Annotated in this window: 14 protein-coding genes; 5 read left to right on the top strand and 9 right to left on the bottom strand. The window is 32.9% G+C overall.

Features of this window, described 5'->3' with window-relative positions; genetic code table 11:
* Positions 1–79 precede the first annotated feature (79 nt).
* The 3 genes from C7H52_RS03535 to uvrC all read right to left on the bottom strand — a co-directional run bounded on the left by C7H52_RS03535 (position 80) and on the right by uvrC (position 5,566).
* A complete protein-coding gene (locus C7H52_RS03535) occupies positions 80–1,240 on the bottom strand; it encodes a homogentisate 1,2-dioxygenase (RefSeq protein ID WP_106462504.1) in 1,161 nt (386 codons plus the stop codon).
* A 310-nt stretch (positions 1,241–1,550) separates the two neighbouring features.
* Positions 1,551–3,779, bottom strand: a complete 2,229-nt coding sequence (locus tag C7H52_RS03530; RefSeq protein WP_106462503.1) for a patatin-like phospholipase family protein — start codon at positions 3,777–3,779, stop codon at positions 1,551–1,553.
* The gene (uvrC, locus tag C7H52_RS03525) at positions 3,776–5,566 is read right to left on the bottom strand and encodes an excinuclease ABC subunit UvrC (protein ID WP_106462502.1); all 1,791 of its coding nucleotides are present in this window, start codon (positions 5,564–5,566) and stop codon (positions 3,776–3,778) included. Before uvrC ends, C7H52_RS03530 begins: the two co-directional genes overlap by 4 nt.
* Positions 5,567–5,713: 147 nt before the next feature.
* On the opposite strand from uvrC, the gene C7H52_RS03520 reads away from it, so the two are divergent.
* The 4 genes from C7H52_RS03520 to C7H52_RS03505 are packed head-to-tail and all read left to right on the top strand — an operon-like array spanning position 5,714 to position 8,552.
* Positions 5,714–6,133: an ATP-dependent zinc protease family protein gene (locus tag C7H52_RS03520; RefSeq protein WP_106462501.1), complete on the top strand. Its 420-nt coding sequence runs from the start codon at positions 5,714–5,716 to the stop codon at positions 6,131–6,133.
* Position 6,134: 1 nt separating this feature from the next.
* On the top strand, positions 6,135–7,013 hold the full coding sequence (rimK, locus tag C7H52_RS03515; RefSeq protein ID WP_106463066.1) for a 30S ribosomal protein S6--L-glutamate ligase: 879 nt from the start codon (positions 6,135–6,137) through the stop codon (positions 7,011–7,013).
* A gap of 2 nt (positions 7,014–7,015) precedes the next feature.
* Positions 7,016–7,996: a succinylglutamate desuccinylase/aspartoacylase family protein gene (locus tag C7H52_RS03510; protein WP_106462500.1), complete on the top strand. Its 981-nt coding sequence runs from the start codon at positions 7,016–7,018 to the stop codon at positions 7,994–7,996.
* Positions 7,989–8,552 (top strand): 5-formyltetrahydrofolate cyclo-ligase, encoded by a 564-nt coding sequence (locus tag C7H52_RS03505; protein ID WP_106462499.1) that lies wholly within the window; start codon positions 7,989–7,991, stop codon positions 8,550–8,552. The genes C7H52_RS03510 and C7H52_RS03505 overlap by 8 nt, the downstream gene beginning before the upstream one ends.
* Positions 8,553–8,654: 102 nt before the next feature.
* On the opposite strand, the gene C7H52_RS03500 is transcribed toward C7H52_RS03505, so the two are convergent.
* From C7H52_RS03500 to ileS, 5 genes are all read right to left on the bottom strand, one after another.
* Positions 8,655–9,080, bottom strand: coding sequence for an SRPBCC family protein (locus C7H52_RS03500; RefSeq protein ID WP_106462498.1), 426 nt, complete (start codon positions 9,078–9,080; stop codon positions 8,655–8,657).
* An 11-nt stretch (positions 9,081–9,091) separates the two neighbouring features.
* Positions 9,092–9,535: a heme-binding protein gene (locus C7H52_RS03495; RefSeq protein WP_106462497.1), complete on the bottom strand. Its 444-nt coding sequence runs from the start codon at positions 9,533–9,535 to the stop codon at positions 9,092–9,094.
* Between the two features lie 22 nt (positions 9,536–9,557).
* On the bottom strand, positions 9,558–10,187 hold the full coding sequence (locus tag C7H52_RS03490; RefSeq protein WP_106462496.1) for a lipoprotein signal peptidase: 630 nt from the start codon (positions 10,185–10,187) through the stop codon (positions 9,558–9,560).
* Positions 10,188–10,263: 76 nt separating this feature from the next.
* Positions 10,264–10,644, bottom strand: a complete 381-nt coding sequence (locus C7H52_RS03485) for a TraR/DksA family transcriptional regulator (RefSeq protein ID WP_106462495.1) — start codon at positions 10,642–10,644, stop codon at positions 10,264–10,266.
* Positions 10,645–10,649: 5 nt separating this feature from the next.
* Positions 10,650–14,057 (bottom strand): isoleucine--tRNA ligase, encoded by a 3,408-nt coding sequence (gene ileS / locus C7H52_RS03480; RefSeq protein ID WP_106462494.1) that lies wholly within the window; start codon positions 14,055–14,057, stop codon positions 10,650–10,652.
* A gap of 642 nt (positions 14,058–14,699) precedes the next feature.
* Between ileS and C7H52_RS03475 the strand changes: the two genes are divergently transcribed.
* Positions 14,700–15,626 (top strand): ABC transporter ATP-binding protein, encoded by a 927-nt coding sequence (locus C7H52_RS03475; RefSeq protein WP_106462493.1) that lies wholly within the window; start codon positions 14,700–14,702, stop codon positions 15,624–15,626.
* Here C7H52_RS03475 and C7H52_RS03470 read toward each other — a convergent pair.
* The gene (locus tag C7H52_RS03470) at positions 15,590–17,842 is read right to left on the bottom strand and encodes an efflux RND transporter permease subunit (protein ID WP_106462492.1); all 2,253 of its coding nucleotides are present in this window, start codon (positions 17,840–17,842) and stop codon (positions 15,590–15,592) included. The two genes, C7H52_RS03475 and C7H52_RS03470, sit on opposite strands and share 37 nt — an antisense overlap.
* Positions 17,843–17,925: the final 83 nt, after the last annotated feature.

Raw genomic sequence — 17,925 nt, 5'->3', positions numbered from 1 at the left:
TAATAAATTTGATGTTTTATAAATTTATAATTAGAAAATGATTTTTCCATTTTCTAATTAGTTAATTGTTTAATTATTTTTAATGCTCCAACCAGGATTTATAATAATCCTCATCGGCAATTTTTAAGGCTTCTTCTGTTACCATTAATGGTTTAAATGTATCTACCATAACCGCAAGCTCTTCAGTTTCGGTTTTACCTATACTTCGCTCTGTAGCTCCTGGATGTGGCCCGTGGGGAATTCCTGCCGGATGCAGAGAGATATGTCCTTGCTCAATATCGTTTCTAGACATAAAATCGCCATCTACATAATACAACACCTCATCACTATCTATATTGCTATGGTTGTATGGGGCTGGAATACTATCTGGATGATAGTCGTATAAACGCGGTACAAAACTGCAAATTACAAATGCATTCGTCTCAAACGTTTGGTGAACTGGTGGCGGTTGGTGAATACGTCCTGTTATAGGTTCAAAATCATGAATTGAAAACGCATACGGGTAATTAAACCCATCGTAACCTACCACATCAAATGGATGTGAGGCGTACACCATCTCAAACATATCGTCTTGTTTTTTAATTTTCATTAAAAACTCTCCAGACTCATTATTGGTTTCCAATTCGTATGGCTGACGTAAATCGCGCTCACAAAATGGAGAATGTTCTAATAATTGTCCAAACCAGTTGCGGTAACGCTTAGGCGTATAAACCGGACTTCTTGACTCTACAATAAATAATCGGTTATCTTCAGTGTCGAAATCCATTTTGTAGATAATACCTCGTGGAATGACTAAATAGTCTCCATATTTAAAATCTAGATTCCCTAAATGTGTACGTAGTTTTCCGGAACCTTTATGAACGAAAATGACTTCGTCTGCATCGGTATTTTTATAGAAATAGTCTTGTGTTTTGTTTTTTGGCGCTGCAAGTATAATACTACAATCGCTATTAGTTAAAACCGTTTTACGACTTTCTAAATAATCGTTTTCTGGTTTAACCTGAAAGCCTCTAAAACGATACGACTGCATATTATTTGCTTTCGCTATTTTTGGCTTTACAGAGTATTGTTTTTTAATTTCTTTTACTTGCGTTGGTCTTTGCTCGTGATAGGAATTAGTAGACATCCCATCAAAACCAATAGTCCCAAATAATTGTTCGTAATAAAGAGATCCGTCTTTTTTACGAAACTGTGTGTGTCTTTTTGGAGGTATAGCTCCTAATTTATGATAAAAAGGCATAGTTTTTTATTATTGAATATTAATACGAAGTGAATGATTCAAAAAAAACAGCTGCACGTCATTCTGGATTTCTTTTAATAAGAAATTTAAGATGTATTAATAAATTGGACCAAAAATGTTTCATTGTCTTACAAATATCGTCATTTTTTTATGGATTTAAAAATGAATTTTTTGCGTTAGCGATGGAAAGATTTGTTTGAGCTCTTTTTTGTGTAATATTGAGCGCAGTCGAAATATAGACACAAAAAAAGCGAGTCTTGACAGCGCGGTTTAAATTTGATAAAATTTAAAAACGCCCAAATCCTTTTTATTAAAACCAGTAGCCTATGTTAAAAAACCAGTATTGCTGACTAAGCTCTGGTGAGTAAGTGTATTTGACTTCTATTGGACCTATAAACGAGTCGTAAGAATAACCCAATGCGTAGCCAGAATAGGTTGGCAAACTAATCCAATTAGAGGTTTTGAACAAATCGTCTTCTACATTAGCGTAGTTTGCAGATGCTATAATATGACTTTTTTTAAAAATCTCGTAATCAACATCTAAACCACCTTTAATGTAACTATTTGCGGCTAACGTTAAATAATCGTAGCCATAAAAACTTTTAAAATTATTTATAAAATTGTTGGCATAACCACCTAAAACGTAATTTAGATAAATATTATTTCTCGCATTAATCGTAAATCCAGCAGAAGTATATGGTTTAAATGAGAATTTATCAAATACTGTAAAAGTATATGCTAAAGAAGCATCATAAGTTGAAAAAGGTGTGAAATTATCATTAAAATCTGATGAAAAAATATAATAATGGGCTTTAGCATTAAACAAAACACCTCTTTTTGGGAAAAACTTATTATCGAATGTATCGAAACTTATTTGTCCAAACAAACTAAACAGGTTACTATTCTCAAAGGTTGTTTTGGTATCGCTAAGCACAGATGTTAGGGTTTCTGTATTAATTTCTAGCTTTTTTTGTTCAATACCCAAACGTAAAGGAAAGTCTTTTCTAAACTGTGTTTGTAAGAAAAACTGATTGGTAAAATCGCTGTATTTAATATTTATCTTATTAAGATTACTTGACTCTAATTGATCTTCGGTTAGAAGTCCTGATGCGTTAATATTTTTTTCAAATTCGTTATATCTAGAATTAAAACCTACACTCCAATATACACCTTTATCTATATAATAATTTAAATTATACCTAATGTTATCTCCTAAAATAAGGTCTAAAGACCCTATATCGTTTTTAAATAATAATTTTTTACGGGTAAGATTTACTAATAACGCCGAATCATATAAATCGTCATAATGTAAAGCTAATCTTAAAAAGGTTTTTTGTTTGGATTCTGTTGTTTTTATAAACAGATCATAGCCATCATCGTTTGGTTTAAATTCGTAGAAAAAACTATCGAAGTTATTGGTCGCAATTAAATTATTTGTACCCTTATTAAATTTTTTAAAAGTGGTGGTAGAATTTTGTTTTAGCTTTAATTTACTTTTTATGTAAGAACTGGTATAGTTTTCTTTACCACTTATATAAATTTCTTTTAAATTTAAAGTATCCGGAAGTGGTTTTACAAACTCTTTTTTTAATTTGTTTGAATCAATTTTAGGTAACTTATCTAAGCTGAAACTATTATGTATTGCCGCTTTTTCGCCTTCTTTAATAATTTTTCTACCATCATCGAATGATACTATAGTGAAACTAGTAATATCTGGTTTGATATAAATATCTGTCTTTTTGGACTTGATTTTCATATCGTTAATAGTTCTAAAATTATTTATTTGAAATAGTATTTCTGGAGCTGAAGACAAATCGGTTCTATTTGCCAGTCCGTCCTGAACATCTACCCCAATAATAATATCCATACCTTTTGCTCTTAGCTCGTCAATGGGGTAATTATTTACAACACCACCATCTATAAGCAGCTCGTCATTAATTAAGACAGCTTGAAAAAGCGAAGGTAATGCACTACTTGCTTTAACCGCCAAGGGTAAATTTCCAGAATCCAATATTACCTGAGTTCCATTTTCTACATTAGTTGCAATACAAAAAAATGGAATTGGTAACTTAGAAAAATCATTTTCATTGCAAGTATTTAACATTAATCTGGTAAGTAAATCAAAAGTGTTTTGTCCTCTAGACAAAGCACTCGGGAGTTTTAATTTAAAACGATCAAAAGGCAGCGTAACAACATATTTTTCAGAATTCTCTCTTTCATAACTTGTTTTAGCTTCTCTAGGAAGATTGTCATTTATAATATCGTCAAAATCTACACCTTTAAAAATAGAATCCAATTGTTTACCACTATAGCCAGATGCATATAAAGATCCTATAACCGCACCCATACTGGTTCCTGCTACGTAATCTATTTTTACTCCTAAGCTATCTATAACTTTTAGAGCGCCAATATGTGCAAATCCTTTTGCGCCACCACCACTTAGCACTAAACCAACTTTTGGTTTTTTTTGGGCTGTGTTTTGAGACCAGCTTAACTGTAAGCTGATTAAAACTATAATAATGGTTAAAACCTGTTTCATGCTTTATGGTAGTACTGATATATTTTTTGTGCTCTACTTAAGCCAACTACAGCTTCAAGCTCGTCTAACTTTGCATTTGCAATACGTTTGGTAGACTTAAAAACTTTCATTAAATCTACAATAGTTTTTTCGCCTATTCCAGAAATACTTTCTAATTCTGTTTTTAGTGCACCTTTACTTCTTCGGTTTCTATGATGTTCAATACCAAAACGATGCGCTTCGTTTCTTAACTGTTGTATAATTTTAAGAGTTTCACTTTTTTTATCTAAATATAACGGAATTGGATCATTTGGATAAAATAATTCTTCTAAACGTTTTGCAATACCTATTATGGCAATTTTTCCTCTTAAACCAAGTAAATCTAGACTTTTTAAAGCTGAAGATAATTGACCTTTACCACCATCTATAATAATTAATTGTGGGAGCGGTTCTCCTTCGTTTAACAGTCTTTTGTAGCGTCTAAAAACCACTTCTTCCATACTGGCAAAATCGTCTGGACCTTCAACCGTTTTAATGTTAAAATGACGGTAATCTTTTTTACTAGGCTTTCCGTTTTTAAAAACCACGCAGGCAGCAACCGGATTTGTTCCCTGGATATTAGAATTATCAAAGCATTCAATATGTCTAGGTTCTTCTTTTAGCCTTAAATCGGTTTTCATTTGTGCCATTATACGATTGGCATGTTTATCTGGATCGGTAATTTTTATTTGTTTAAAACGTTCCAGTCTATAAAATTTGGCGTTTCTTTCCGATAGATCCAAAATCCGTTTTTTGTCGCCCAGTTGTGGAACGGTTACTTTTATACCTTCACCCAAATCTAAAGGCATTTGTGTATAAACTTCTTTAGACTGACTATTAAAACGCTCTCTTAATTCCACAATAGCAAGCTCTAACAATTCTTTGTCGGTTTCGTCTAATTTCTTTTTAATTTCTAAGGTGTGTGAACGAATAATAGAACCAAAAGACAGCTGTAAAAAGTTTACATACCCATAACTGTCGTCACTTACAATACTAAACACATCTACATTGTTAATTTTTGGATTAACAACTGTAGATTTAGACTGGTACTTTTCTAAAACATCTATTTTTTCTTTAATTTTTTGAGCTTCTTCAAATTGCATATCATTTGCCAGCTCTTTCATTTGGGTTTTGAATTGCCCAAGAGACGCTTTAAAATTTCCTTTTAGAATATCACGAATAGCAGTAATATTTTCGTTGTAATGTGCTTCGGTTTCGTAACCCTCACAAGGTCCCTTACAATTACCTAAATGATATTCTAGACACACTTTATACTTTCCTGCTTGAATTTTTTCTTCAGCCAAATCGTAATTACAGGTTCTAATTTGGTACAGCCCTTTAATTAAATCCAGTAAAGTCCCAACTGTTTTCATACTGGTATAAGGACCAAAATATTCACTACCATCCTTAATCATGCGGCGCGTAGGAAATATTCTAGGAAAGCGTTCATTTTTAAGACAAATCCAAGGATAAGACTTATCGTCTTTTAATAAAACATTATACCGAGGTTTGTATTTTTTTATAAGATTATTTTCTAAAAGCAGAGCATCACTTTCCGTATTAACCACGATGTGTTTAATACTACGGATTTTTTTAACCAAAACTCTCGTTTTACCACTGTCATGCGTTTTGGTAAAATATGAGGAGACTCGTTTTTTTAGGTTTTTAGCTTTTCCAACATAGATAATAACATCGTTTTTATCGAAATACTGGTACACTCCAGGTGCATTAGGTAACGTTTTAAGTTGTAATTCTAATTCTGGAGACATAACTAATAGCTGGTTATCGTATATGCCCAAAGGTAAAAATTAATATTCATCTAACCTTAACAATTACTTAGGTTTGGCGTTAAAATTAGTATAAATTTGTGATGAAAATATTTTGCTATTTATTACCTTTCGATTTGAATAAATTTTATGTCAAAAAAAACTATTGGTCGCGTAGACTGCATCAATTTCCCAAAATTACAATTACATCAAATAGACTGTAAAATAGATACAGGAGCGTATACTAGCTCTATACATTGCTCCGAAATTACTAAAGAAGGAGATAAATTACGTTGTAAGTTTTACAGTAAGGGTCACCCTAATTTTAATGGTAAAGAAGTTGTTTTTGACACCTATTCTTTAACCGATGTAAAAAGTAGTAACGGACATGTGGAAAACCGTTATAAAATAAAAACCGACGTAGTGTTTTTTGGAAAAACCTATGTGATAAATCTTACATTAAGTACACGAGACGATATGAAATATCCTGTTTTAATTGGCCGACAATTTTTAAGAAAAAAATTTTTAGTCGATGTCGATCTTGAAAACCAATCTTTTAAACACCAGTAAAATGAATATTGTTATATTATCTCGTAATGCCAATCTATATTCTACAGATCGTATTATTGAAGAAGCCGAAAATAAAGGCCATCATGTAGAAGTTATAGATCCTCTAAAGTGTGATATTATCATTGAAAGAGAAAAACCAACTATATATTATAAAAATAAATATCTGGATTATGTCGATGCCGTTATTCCAAGAATTGGTGCGTCGGTAACCTTTTACGGTTGTGCTGTTGTAAGACAGTTTGAAATGATGAATGTATTTACTACTGCCACCAGTGATGCCATTTTAAATTCTAGAGATAAACTTAAAAGTTTACAACGCTTAAGTAAAAAAGGTATTGGAATGCCTAAAACTGTTTTTACCAATTATACCCGAGATGCCAGAGAAGTGTTGCAACATGTTGGCGGTGCTCCTGTAATTATTAAACTTTTAGAAGGTACACAAGGTTTAGGTGTGGTGTTAGCAGAAACAAAAAGTGCTGCAGAATCTGTTTTAGAAGCCTTTAATGGCTTACAAGCCAGAGTGATTATACAAGAATTTATTAAAGAAGCTAAAGGAGCAGATATTAGAGCCTTAATTGTGGACGGACAAGTCGTTGGAGCCATGAAACGACAAGGAAAAGAAGGCGAATTTAGAAGTAACTTACATAGAGGTGGAAGTGCTAATATTATTAAATTAAATGAAGCAGAGTTAAAACTTGCTATGCGTTCTGCAGAAGTTTTAAAACTTCCAGTTTGTGGTGTCGATATGTTACAGTCTGAACGTGGACCTTTACTTTTAGAAGTAAATTCTACCCCTGGTTTAGAAGGTATAGAACAGGCTACAGGTAAAAATATTGCTAAAAGTATTATAAGTTATATAGAGCGTAACGTTAATAAGTAAACATGAATTACCCTAATGGTATTTTAACTATACTTGGAAAAAGTATTAAACGTGGCCAATCTGCCGAAGCTAAGTTTAGTGTTGCTAAATTGCATACTAATACTTCTGTAGATGTTCCCGTAATTATACATCGGGCAAAAAAAGCTGGACCTACTGTTTTATTCACGGCTGGTATACATGGCGATGAAGTAAATGGGATTGAAGTGGTAAGGCAAATTATTGCTCAAGGCATTAACAAACCAAAAATAGGAACTATTATATGCCTACCGGTTATTAATATCTTCGGTTTTATAAATCTACAGCGTGAATTTCCCGATGGTCGCGATTTAAACCGTGTGTTTCCTGGAAGTAAATCGGGTTCTTTAGCCTCTCGTGTGGCTTATCATTTAATGAAAGAAGTCATTCCTAATGTAGACTACATTGTAGACTTCCATACTGGCGGTGCTAACAGATTTAATGCACCACAAGTTAGAATAGCCGCTAATAATGAGAAGTATGACGAGTTTGCAAAGTTATTTGGCGCACCATTTGTGCTTTATTCAAAAAACATAAAAAAATCCTTTAGAAACGCTTGTAACAACCTTCATATTCCCGTTATTTTATTTGAAGGCGGCAAGTCTCTACATATCGATAAACACATAACCAATGTAGGATTAGAAGGTTCCAAACGGTTTTTGCATCACTTAGGAATGCTTAATGATACTTTAGAGGTTAAACAAATCGATAATCATCCGGTATTTATTTTAGAAAGTAAATGGATTAGAGCCAAATATTCTGGCATGTTTAAACCGCTTTTTAATATTAATGCTTATGTGGAGAAAGGCGAGGTTTTAGGTTACATTACAGATCCTTTTGGAAAACTTAATCATGCCATTAAAGCTTCAAATAGGGGTTATTTAATAAATGTTAACGAATCGCCCATAGTTTATCAGGGTGATGCTGTGTTTCATATTACCACCAAAATTAAGGCGGATAATGACTAAAGCGGAATTACGTCATATCTATAAGGAAAAACGGGCAAGTTTGTCTCCTCAAACTGTTGAGGATTACAGTATTGCTATTGCAAACCAGTTATTAGAGTTACCTATTTGGGACAAAATGTATTTCCATGTCTTTTTAACTATGGAAAATCAAAAGGAAGTAAAAACAGAATTTATATTACATATTCTACAAGGTAAAGATAAAAACTGCTTAGTGTCCAAAAGCGACTTTTCGACTTTTAAAATGAAGAGTTATTTATTACAAGATAATACTAAAATAGGTTTAAACGTCTACGGAATTCCTGAGCCTATAGATGGTATAGAAATAGACCATTCTAAAATAGAAGTGGTTTTTGTGCCGCTTTTGGCTTATGATAAAAAAGGACATCGCACAGGTTACGGTAAAGGATTTTACGACCGATTTTTAAATGAATGCGCACCAAATTGCGTGAAAGTAGGTTTGTCTTTTTTCCCACCAGAAAACGATATTACAGATATTTTAACTACCGATGTTGCTTTAGATTATTGCGTTACTCCAGAACAGGTATATAGGTTTTAGGGCAAATGGCTAGCCACCACGCTATCCGCTATATCTTTTTGGTCTAAAAAGAGCCCAAAAAGGATGCCGCTACTATCGTTTTTGCTGAGTTATGAGAAACAATTAGGAGTTCGTTTCAACATAAGTTTTAAAATTTTCTAAAATAGCCTGCCAACCAGCTTTTTGCATTTCATCTGTATGAGTACCTTCGGCTTCAAAAGATTCTTTCACTAAAACCGTATCCTCTTCAACAGTAAAAGAAATCGTAACTTTTCTACCATCTTCAAGAGTATAAGATATAAACTCATGAGGCACAATTTTGTCATAGGTTGCAGAGAAATCAAACCCCATACTAGCATCTTTAGCTTCCATACGATATGTAAACTGACCACCTAGTCGTAAATCATTTTCGGCTTTAGGACAACACCAAGTGTCTGAAGCAAAGTTCCATTTTACAATATGCTCAGGTTTGTTCCAATAATTCCAAATGGTTTCTACAGGAGCATTAATAGTGGTATGTACGGTTATCATTTCTTTAGAAGTTGCCATATGCATTAAATTTATTTAAAAAATTGATGTTGTAGAGCTTCAATAATAATGTCATGATCTTCTTCATCACTTAAACCAGAGACTGTAATAACAGCAACCATTCCTGCATTTTTTACAAAAATAGGTATGGCGCCTCCTTTTGCTAAATAAGAGTTATCGTCTAAAGCAAAAGTATCTTTTAAACTCATTTTATGAGTGAATAAATCATTCTTAACATTTAGTGAACTTTCTTCAAAATGCTTTGCAACGTTGGCTTTTCTATTTAACCATAAATGTTTATCTGCAGGTAAACCTTCATCTACATATAAAAATACAGTATGGTTTAAGCGTTCTATTTTTACTGCAATGTTGTGATGGTTCTTTTGAGCCAATGTAATGATAGCCAATCCCATATCTAAAGCCATACGATTGGTAAACTGCTCCAATTCAATTTTTTTTAAGATAGAATTTTCCATAATAGCTACTGTTTTAAACTTACTACTCTTCTTTAGTGCTTTTAGAAAAAGCTGTTTTATTCCAAAATATTAAGATAATAAAACCAATACAAATAGATACATCTGCTATATTAAAAACGGGTTCAAAAAACGTAAAGAAATCGCCACCTATAAATGGTATCCATTTAGGTAAATAGCCATTCCAAATGGGTAAATACAGCATATCCACCACTTGACCATGAAGTAGCGGCGCATAAGAATTTTTACCTAAAAACGTGGCTACTTGTGTATTACTGCTGCTAAATAACACACCATAAAATATAGAATCTATAATATTACCTATAGCACCAGCCATAATAAAAATAAGAGCGGTAACCAGCACTTTTGGACCGCGAGAGCTAATAGTTTTATAGAGCCAATAACCTACACCTAATATGGCGAAAATTCTAAAAATGGTTAAACTTACTTTAGCGGTATTTTCGCTTAGAAACGGAAAGATATCATTCAGTTTTGTGCCCCAAGCCATGCCTTTATTCTCCACAAAGAAAATTTTAAACCATGTAAATACTTCTACATCTTCGCCTAATACAAAATGTGTTTTAATATAAATTTTACTAAGCTGATCGATTAATAAAATAAGAATAATAAAAAGTGTTGCTTTTTTTAGCGACATGATTTTAAAATTTTTAAAATAAAAAACGCTTCAATATAACATTAAAGCGTTTTGTGTTTTATGAAAGCCTATTAGATTATTGCATATTTTTAGCTTCAATACTCAAGGTTGCATGTGGCACTAACTCTAAACGTTTTTTGTTTATTAATTTACCAGTTACACGACAAACACCATAACTTTTATTTTCAATACGGATTAACGCGTTTTTTAAATCGCGGATAAACTTTTCCTGACGTATAGCTAACTGAGAATTGCTTTCTTTACTCATGACCTCGCTACCTTCATCAAACGCCTTAAATGTAGGAGACGTGTCATCTGTACCATTATTATGGTCATTCATGTATGCGCTCTTAATTAACTCTAAATCATGCTTAGCGTGTTCAATTTTTTCTTGAATTAAAGTTTTAAATTCTGCTAAGTCTGCGTCCGAATATCTTACTGTTGTATCTACTGACATAATTTTTAAATTTTTGTAATATATAAGTTGGTTTCTACATCATCAAACACAATTTCCATACCATTGTCCAGATGATCTACTAATTCTAATGTTTCTGTAAGTGTTTCAACCTTAATATAGTCTAAATTAGCTTTTACTGCTTTTGTAACACTTACTTCATTTTTAATTTTCACTTCAATACGGTCGGTCACTTCAAAACCAGAATCTTTACGTAAGTTTTGTATGCGGTTTACCAATTCTCTGGCAATACCTTCTTCTCGTAAATCTTCGGTTATGGTGACGTCTAAAGCAACTGTAATAGCTCCTTCATTTGCCACTAACCAACCTTCAATATCTTGCGATGTAATTTCTACATCACTACGTTCTAAAGTAATACTTTTTCCGTTAACATTTACATCGAGTGTTCCTTTTTGCTCAATAGTTTTAATATTTTCTGCATTTAAGCTATTAATTTCATTAGCAATAAGCTTCATATCCTTACCAAATCGAGGTCCTAACGCTTTAAAGTTTGGTTTAATCTGCTTCACTAAAATATCTGATGCATCGCTTAATAGCTCAATATCTTTAATATTTACTTCGCTTTTTATTAAATCTGCTACTGCAAGAATTTCCTCTTTTTGCTGTTCTGAATCTACAGGAATCATGATTTTCTGTAAAGGCTGACGCACTTTTATCTTTTCTTTAGCACGTAATGATAAAACTAAAGATGAAATGGTTTGTGCATTTTCCATTTTACGTTCTAAACTCTTGTCAACATAAGCCGCGTCGAACACAGGGAAATTGGCCAAGTGAACACTTTCAAAACTTTCTTTTTGAGTCACTTTATTTAAATCTAAATACAAACGATCCATAAAGAAAGGTGCAATTGGTGCGCCTAACTTTGCTATGGTTTCCATACAGGTATAAAGCGTTTGGTATGCCGAGATTTTATCGGTTTGGTAGTCGCCTTTCCAGAAACGTCTTCTACTTAAACGTACGTACCAGTTACTCAAGTAATCTTGTGTAAAATTAGAAATAGCACGTGCTGCTTTTGTAGGCTCGTACTCTGCGTAATAGTCGTCTACTTTTTGTATTAGCGTATGTAATTCACTTAAAATCCAACGGTCTAGTTCTGGTCGGTCTTCTAAAGCAATATCTGCTTCAGCGTAAGTAAATCCATCTAAATTGGTGTAGAGTTGAAAGAACGAATAGGTATTGTATAATGTCCCAAAAAACTTACGTTTTACTTCTTCTACGCCATCTAAATCAAATTTAAGGTTATCCCAAGGATTGGCATTAGAAATCATGTACCAACGTGTTGCATCGGCACCATAAGTCTCTAAAGTGGTAAACGGATCTACTGCGTTTCCTAAACGTTTCGACATTTTTTGTCCATTTTTGTCTAACACTAATCCATTAGATACGACGTTTTTATAGGCAACCGAATCGAAAACCATAGTACCAATAGCATGAAGCGTATAGAACCAACCTCTGGTTTGGTCTACACCTTCGGCAATAAAATCGGCTGGAAATGCTTTATTATCATCAATTAAGTCTTTATTTTCAAATGGGTAATGCCACTGTGCATAAGGCATAGAACCAGAATCGAACCATACATCTATTAAGTCGCTTTCGCGTTTCATAGGTTGTCCGCTAGCTGAAACTAAAGTAATATCGTCTACAATATTTTTATGTAAATCTAATTTCGCATAGTTTTCTTCAGACATATCGCCAACCACAAAATCTTCAAAAATGTCTTTTGCTAAAACACCAGCTTTAACCGCTTTTGCCATTTCAGCTTTTAGTTCTGCAACAGAACCTATACAAATTTCTTCTTTTCCGTCTTCGGTTCTCCAAATAGGTAAAGGAATTCCCCAATAACGTGAACGTGATAAATTCCAATCGTTTGCATTAGCTAACCAATTCCCGAAACGACCAGTTCCCGTAGATTCTGGTTTCCAATTAATGGTTTTGTTTAAGTCGTGCATTCTATCCTTAACATCGGTGATTTTAATAAACCATGAGTCTAACGGATAGTATAAAATTGGCTTATCGGTTCTCCAACAGTTTGGATAACTGTGCTTATATTTTTCAACCTTAAAGGCTTTGTTTTCTGTTTTTAATTTTATGGCAAGCTCAACATCTACCGATTTTTCTGGAGCCTCACCATCTGGATAATATTCGTTTTTAACGTATTTACCTGCAAATTCGCCCATTTCTGGTCTAAATTTACCTTGTAAATCTACAAGTGGTACTAAATTATCATTTTCGTCTTTCACCAACATTGGCGGAATTTCTGGTACAGCTTGCTTTGCCACTAAAGCATCATCTGCTCCAAAAGTTGGTGCGGTATGTACTATTCCTGTTCCATCTTCGGTAGTTACGAAATCTCCAGAAATAATTCTAAAGGCATTTTCAGGATTATCGTTTGGTAATACGTAGTCTAATAACTGTTCGTATTTAATACCAACTAAATCTTTTCCTTTAAATTCTTTTACAACGTAATAAGGGATTTTTTTATCGCCATCTTTATAGTCTAAAAGTGCCGATTTTTCTTCAACTAACACATTGTTTTTACCACCAAATTGTTTGTTTAGCAAAGGTTTTGCCAACACCACATTCATAGGTTTAAAGGTGTATTGGTTGTAAGTTTCAACTAAAACGTAATCTATTTTTGGCCCTACGGTTAAAGCCGTGTTACTTGGTAAAGTCCAAGGAGTTGTAGTCCATGCTAAAAAGTGAATATCGCCTTCATTTTGTAAAAAGTCTGGCAATGTACTTGCTACAGCTTTAAACTGAGCTACAATTGTCGTATCTGTAACGTCTTGGTAGGTTCCAGGCTGGTTTAACTCGTGAGAACTTAAACCTGTTCCTGCTTTAGGAGAATACGGCTGTATCGTATAACCTTTATACATTAATTGCTTTTGGTAAATTTCTTTTAACAACCACCAAACCGATTCCATATATTTTGGCTCGTAAGTCACATACGGGTCGTCCATATCTACCCAATAACCCATTTTCTGGGTTAAGTCGTTCCAGATATCGGTATAACGCATCACCGCTTTACGACAAGCCTCGTTGTATTCTTCTACAGATATTTTTGTACCAATATCTTCCTTAGTAATCCCAAGTTCTTTTTCTACACCAAGTTCTACAGGTAAACCATGTGTGTCCCAGCCGGCTTTACGCTTTACTTGGAAACCTTTCATGGTTTTGTAACGCGGAAAAATATCTTTTATAGAACGTGCTAAAACGTGGTGTACACCTGGTAATCCATTTGCAGAAGGTGGTCCTTCAAAAAACACATAAGGTTCTGCGCCTTCTCTTGAGGTTACACTTTTTTCAAAAATGTTGTTTTCTTCCCAATAGCTTAAAATTTCGTTAGCTACATTTGGTAGGTTAAGTCCTTTATATTCAGCAAATTTCGTACTCATAATTGGTATTTTGTCCTAAGTGTGCGAAAATAAGGATTTTTGCAACAAAACTAAATGAAGATTCACATTAAATGTGTGTTAAGAAAGTTTGGTTGTTTTTTTGGGCGTTACCCTGCGGGTCAGGCTGTACGTTATATCTTTTTTGCCATTTGCTAAAGCAAAAAAAGGATACCACTTCCATCCTTAACGCGACTTTAATTTAGTGCTAGTTATTTCTATGAATTAAGATGTTGCATTTGAGTTGGTTAAATGTAAAGCTCAACTTATGTGATGTCTCCTATCGTCGACATGATTTCTTGAAAAAATTAGGTTTACAAATAGGTTTAGACTAAACTCAACCTGATTTATTTTATAGAAATAGTTAGCACGATAGTATTGTCCGTTCGAGCGTAGTCGAGAACTTAAAGAATGAACTTATTAATTGTCATTTCGAAATTAGGAGAAATCTTTACCTTTTATATAAATTAAATTTTAATGAATTATGATGTGATGTCTCCTATCTTCGACATGATTTCTTGAAAAAATTAGGTTTACAAATAGGTTTCGACTAAGCTCAACCAGACATTTCAATTAATTATTCATAAAAAATATCGAGCAAAAAAATAATTGTAAACTTTTCTAAAATCCTGTATTTTTGAATCTATGCTACATGTAAAAAATCTCACTTTTTCTTATTCAAAAAAAATCATTTTAAAACATCTTAATTTTACCGTTGAAAAAGGCGAACATCTTGCTATAATTGGTGAAAGTGGTTGCGGAAAAAGTACATTACTTAAATTACTTTACGGCGAATACGATTTAAAAAAAGGACAAATTTTTTGGGATGATACCGAAATTTTAGGTCCGGAACATAATCTTGTTGTTGGTTACGATTTTATGAAATCGGTCACTCAGGAGTTTGATTTAATGCCTTTTATTTCTGTTGAAGAAAATATTGGAAAATATCTATCTAATTTTTATCCAGAAGAAAAGAAAAAACGAACCGCAGAGCTTATAAAAGTGGTGGAGTTGGAAAGTGTAGCTAAAACTAAAGTAAAGTTACTTAGTGGTGGACAAAAGCAGCGTGTTGCTTTGGCTAGATCTTTAGCTAAACAACCTGAAATATTACTTTTGGATGAACCCTTTAGCCATATAGATAATTTTAAAAAGCAGTCTTTAAGACGAAATATATTTAGCTATTTAAAAGAAAAAAATATTGCTTGTATTGTAGCCACTCACGATAAAAATGATGTGCTTGGCTTTGCTGACCAAATGATGCTTTTAGATAAAAAAGTCATTGTAGTTAAGGACACTCCTGAAACTTTATACAAAGACCCAAAAACTCCTTTAATGGCGTCATTTTTTGAAGAATTTAATGTGATTAATGATGAGATTATTTACGCTCATGAACTTACTATAGTACAGTCTTCACCATTAAAAGCCAAAGTAATAACGTCTTATTTTAATGGTAGAAATTATCTTATAAAAGCAAAGCTGGACAGTCAAGATGTTATTTTTGAGCATGATATCCATTTGGAAAATAACACTGAAATTTATTTATCAAAACGTTTAAGCAAAGCAGGCAAATAAAATAAATCTGTTATTAACGCTACAGCTACCGTAACCGCGCATAACAGTCCGAAATCTCGAACCGACGGTGTTGCGCTAGACGCAATAATTAAAAATCCAGCAACTAAAGCAAATGTGGTAGAAATTAAAGCTGAACCTGTGTAACGCATTGCGCTATCCATTCGTTCTTCTGGTGATGCGGAATTACCTTTCGTTTTTCTGTATTTATAGACTAAATGTATGGTGTCGTCCATAGCAATTCCAAGCATAATTGGTGTAATCATAGCTGTAGTAACGTCTAATGGGATATTTAACCAACTCATTAAAATGGCTAAAATAGCTAATGGTAACATATTTGGTATTAAAACTAAAATAGTGGTTTTTACATTTTTTATAAAGATGAGTAAACATAAAAAGGCCACAAAAAAAGCTGCAAAGAAAGACCTGAACTGGGTTTGTAAAATGAAGTTATTTAGTTGTGCAAATACAACAGCAAAGCCATTTATTTTAAGTTGATAAGTTTCTGTATTAAATGTCGCTTTAAAATCCGATTGAATATCTGCTATAAGCTTCTCAAGTTCGGAAGTTTTCATCTCCTTAAAACTTATAGTAATTCCTGCAGAAGATAAATCGTCTGAAAATAATTTGAAAAAACTGTTACGGTCTGTATCTACTTTACTTAACGTATTTTTTATGGCATCCTGCGAAACATTAGATTGAAATAACACAGGTGTTCTTTGTTCTAAAAATTTTTTGATATTTACAACAGATATAGGCGCGTTTATTACCAGGTTATTTTCAAGTTTTGATTGAAATTTTTCTAATTGTTTTAAAGCCTCAGTATTGGTAATTAAGTCTCCGTTTTTAGCAGAAATGTCCAGTTGCATGCGTGAACTTCCATTTAACTTACCTTCTACAACTCTCAAATCTTGTTTCGCTTTGCCTTCAGCTAAAAGGTTTTGAGAATTGGTATCTATTTTCACTTGAAAAACAGCATACAAACCATAAATTAATAGCACAGTAAACACCAAAATAATTTTGGTTTTAGATTTAGTAGTAAACACATTTAACCAATCTATAAACTTGGATTGGCTTAAGCCTATCATTTCCAAAATAGGCTTGGTTGTTTTAAACTCTGAATTCATAAAACTAAACCCTATAATAGCAATAACATAAACCAGTATAAAACTTAAAATTAAACCAATACAGGTAAAAACACCCATGTTTTTAAAAGCTGGTAGTGGTGATAAATACAGCGCAAAATACCCTACAAATGTGGTTAGCGTAGTATAAAAACAAGGTGTAAAACTTTTTTTAATGGTTATGGCTAATAACTGTGTTTTTGTTTGATCTAAATGTTGAAGGCCTTCTTTATGATAAATATTGATAATATGAACCGCATCGCTTACACTATACACCATTAAAATGGTAGGAATAAGCATAGAAATCATGTTTAAAGCATAACCCATTGAAGTAATAAGCCCAAACAATAAAGATACCGGTACTGCTACCGAGATTAAAGACACTAATAAATAGCGCTTACTAGGCAACATAAACAATAACATTAGTGTAATAAACAACACTGTTAAACCTCCAAAAACAAGACTTTCTTTATAAATCCCTTTACTGTAAGCTTCATTTAAAACCGGTGGACCGGTCAAATAATAATCGTCATAATTTTGTTCAATAAGTGTAGTTATTTCACCTAAAAGATCTTTACGCTTTGTTTCTATGGATGGTGTTGGGTTTAATTGAATATAGAAAAATTGATGCTTAAAATCTTTAGTTACTAACTGACTGCTCATGTTTGGTAACTTAGAAAGCACACTTTTTAAGCCTTTTTCGCTGCGATTGGTGTTATATACATCTTCAAACTTAATAGAGTTATTAGCGTATAGAGGATATTGTGCTTTAGCAATACTAAAAGACGTTTTAACGTAAGATAAAGTATCTATTGCTTCATGAAGTTGTAATAATTTCTTTTTTTCCTGTTTTCCAATTGCATTTTCCACAGGAAACATGCCAACAAAAATCTCATCCGAGCCAAACTCTTTTTGAAAATCGATATAAGCCTTATAGCTCGGGTCATTTTCTAAAAACCAGATAGACAAGGAATTATCTATACGCAGATGATTTATGGTTTGATATCCTGAAAATGCCATTAAAACGGTTAAGCATACTATAATCGCTATTCTAAACTGAATAATACTGCTTACAAATCGTTCTAATGTTTTCATATTAATTTTATACAATTGTTGTAATAATAAAGCTGTTGTTTCTAAAAACTTTTCCTAGATTATACTGTAACTATCTTATCCGT

Origin of the sequence: Aurantibacter aestuarii, from assembly GCF_003008425.1 — a bacterium.
GTDB classification, from domain to species: Bacteria; Bacteroidota; Bacteroidia; order Flavobacteriales; family Flavobacteriaceae; genus Aurantibacter; species Aurantibacter aestuarii.
Note: the sequence above shows the minus strand (reverse complement) of the source record. Positions and strands in the feature narration are given on the sequence as shown.

Coding starts and splice junctions, on each gene's coding strand:
- C7H52_RS03500 (WP_106462498.1), bottom strand. CDS start 9,080: ATGGCAACTTCTAAAGAAATGATAACCGTACATACCACTATTAATGCT.
- C7H52_RS03485 (WP_106462495.1), bottom strand. CDS start 10,644: ATGTCAGTAGATACAACAGTAAGATATTCGGACGCAGACTTAGCAGAA.
- uvrC (WP_106462502.1), bottom strand. CDS start 5,566: ATGTCTCCAGAATTAGAATTACAACTTAAAACGTTACCTAATGCACCT.
- ileS (WP_106462494.1), bottom strand. CDS start 14,057: ATGAGTACGAAATTTGCTGAATATAAAGGACTTAACCTACCAAATGTA.
- C7H52_RS03535 (WP_106462504.1), bottom strand. CDS start 1,240: ATGCCTTTTTATCATAAATTAGGAGCTATACCTCCAAAAAGACACACA.
- rimK (WP_106463066.1), top strand. CDS start 6,135: ATGAATATTGTTATATTATCTCGTAATGCCAATCTATATTCTACAGAT.
- C7H52_RS03510 (WP_106462500.1), top strand. CDS start 7,016: ATGAATTACCCTAATGGTATTTTAACTATACTTGGAAAAAGTATTAAA.
- C7H52_RS03520 (WP_106462501.1), top strand. CDS start 5,714: ATGTCAAAAAAAACTATTGGTCGCGTAGACTGCATCAATTTCCCAAAA.
- C7H52_RS03475 (WP_106462493.1), top strand. CDS start 14,700: ATGCTACATGTAAAAAATCTCACTTTTTCTTATTCAAAAAAAATCATT.
- C7H52_RS03505 (WP_106462499.1), top strand. CDS start 7,989: ATGACTAAAGCGGAATTACGTCATATCTATAAGGAAAAACGGGCAAGT.
- C7H52_RS03495 (WP_106462497.1), bottom strand. CDS start 9,535: ATGGAAAATTCTATCTTAAAAAAAATTGAATTGGAGCAGTTTACCAAT.
- C7H52_RS03470 (WP_106462492.1), bottom strand. CDS start 17,842: ATGAAAACATTAGAACGATTTGTAAGCAGTATTATTCAGTTTAGAATA.
- C7H52_RS03530 (WP_106462503.1), bottom strand. CDS start 3,779: ATGAAACAGGTTTTAACCATTATTATAGTTTTAATCAGCTTACAGTTA.
- C7H52_RS03490 (WP_106462496.1), bottom strand. CDS start 10,187: ATGTCGCTAAAAAAAGCAACACTTTTTATTATTCTTATTTTATTAATC.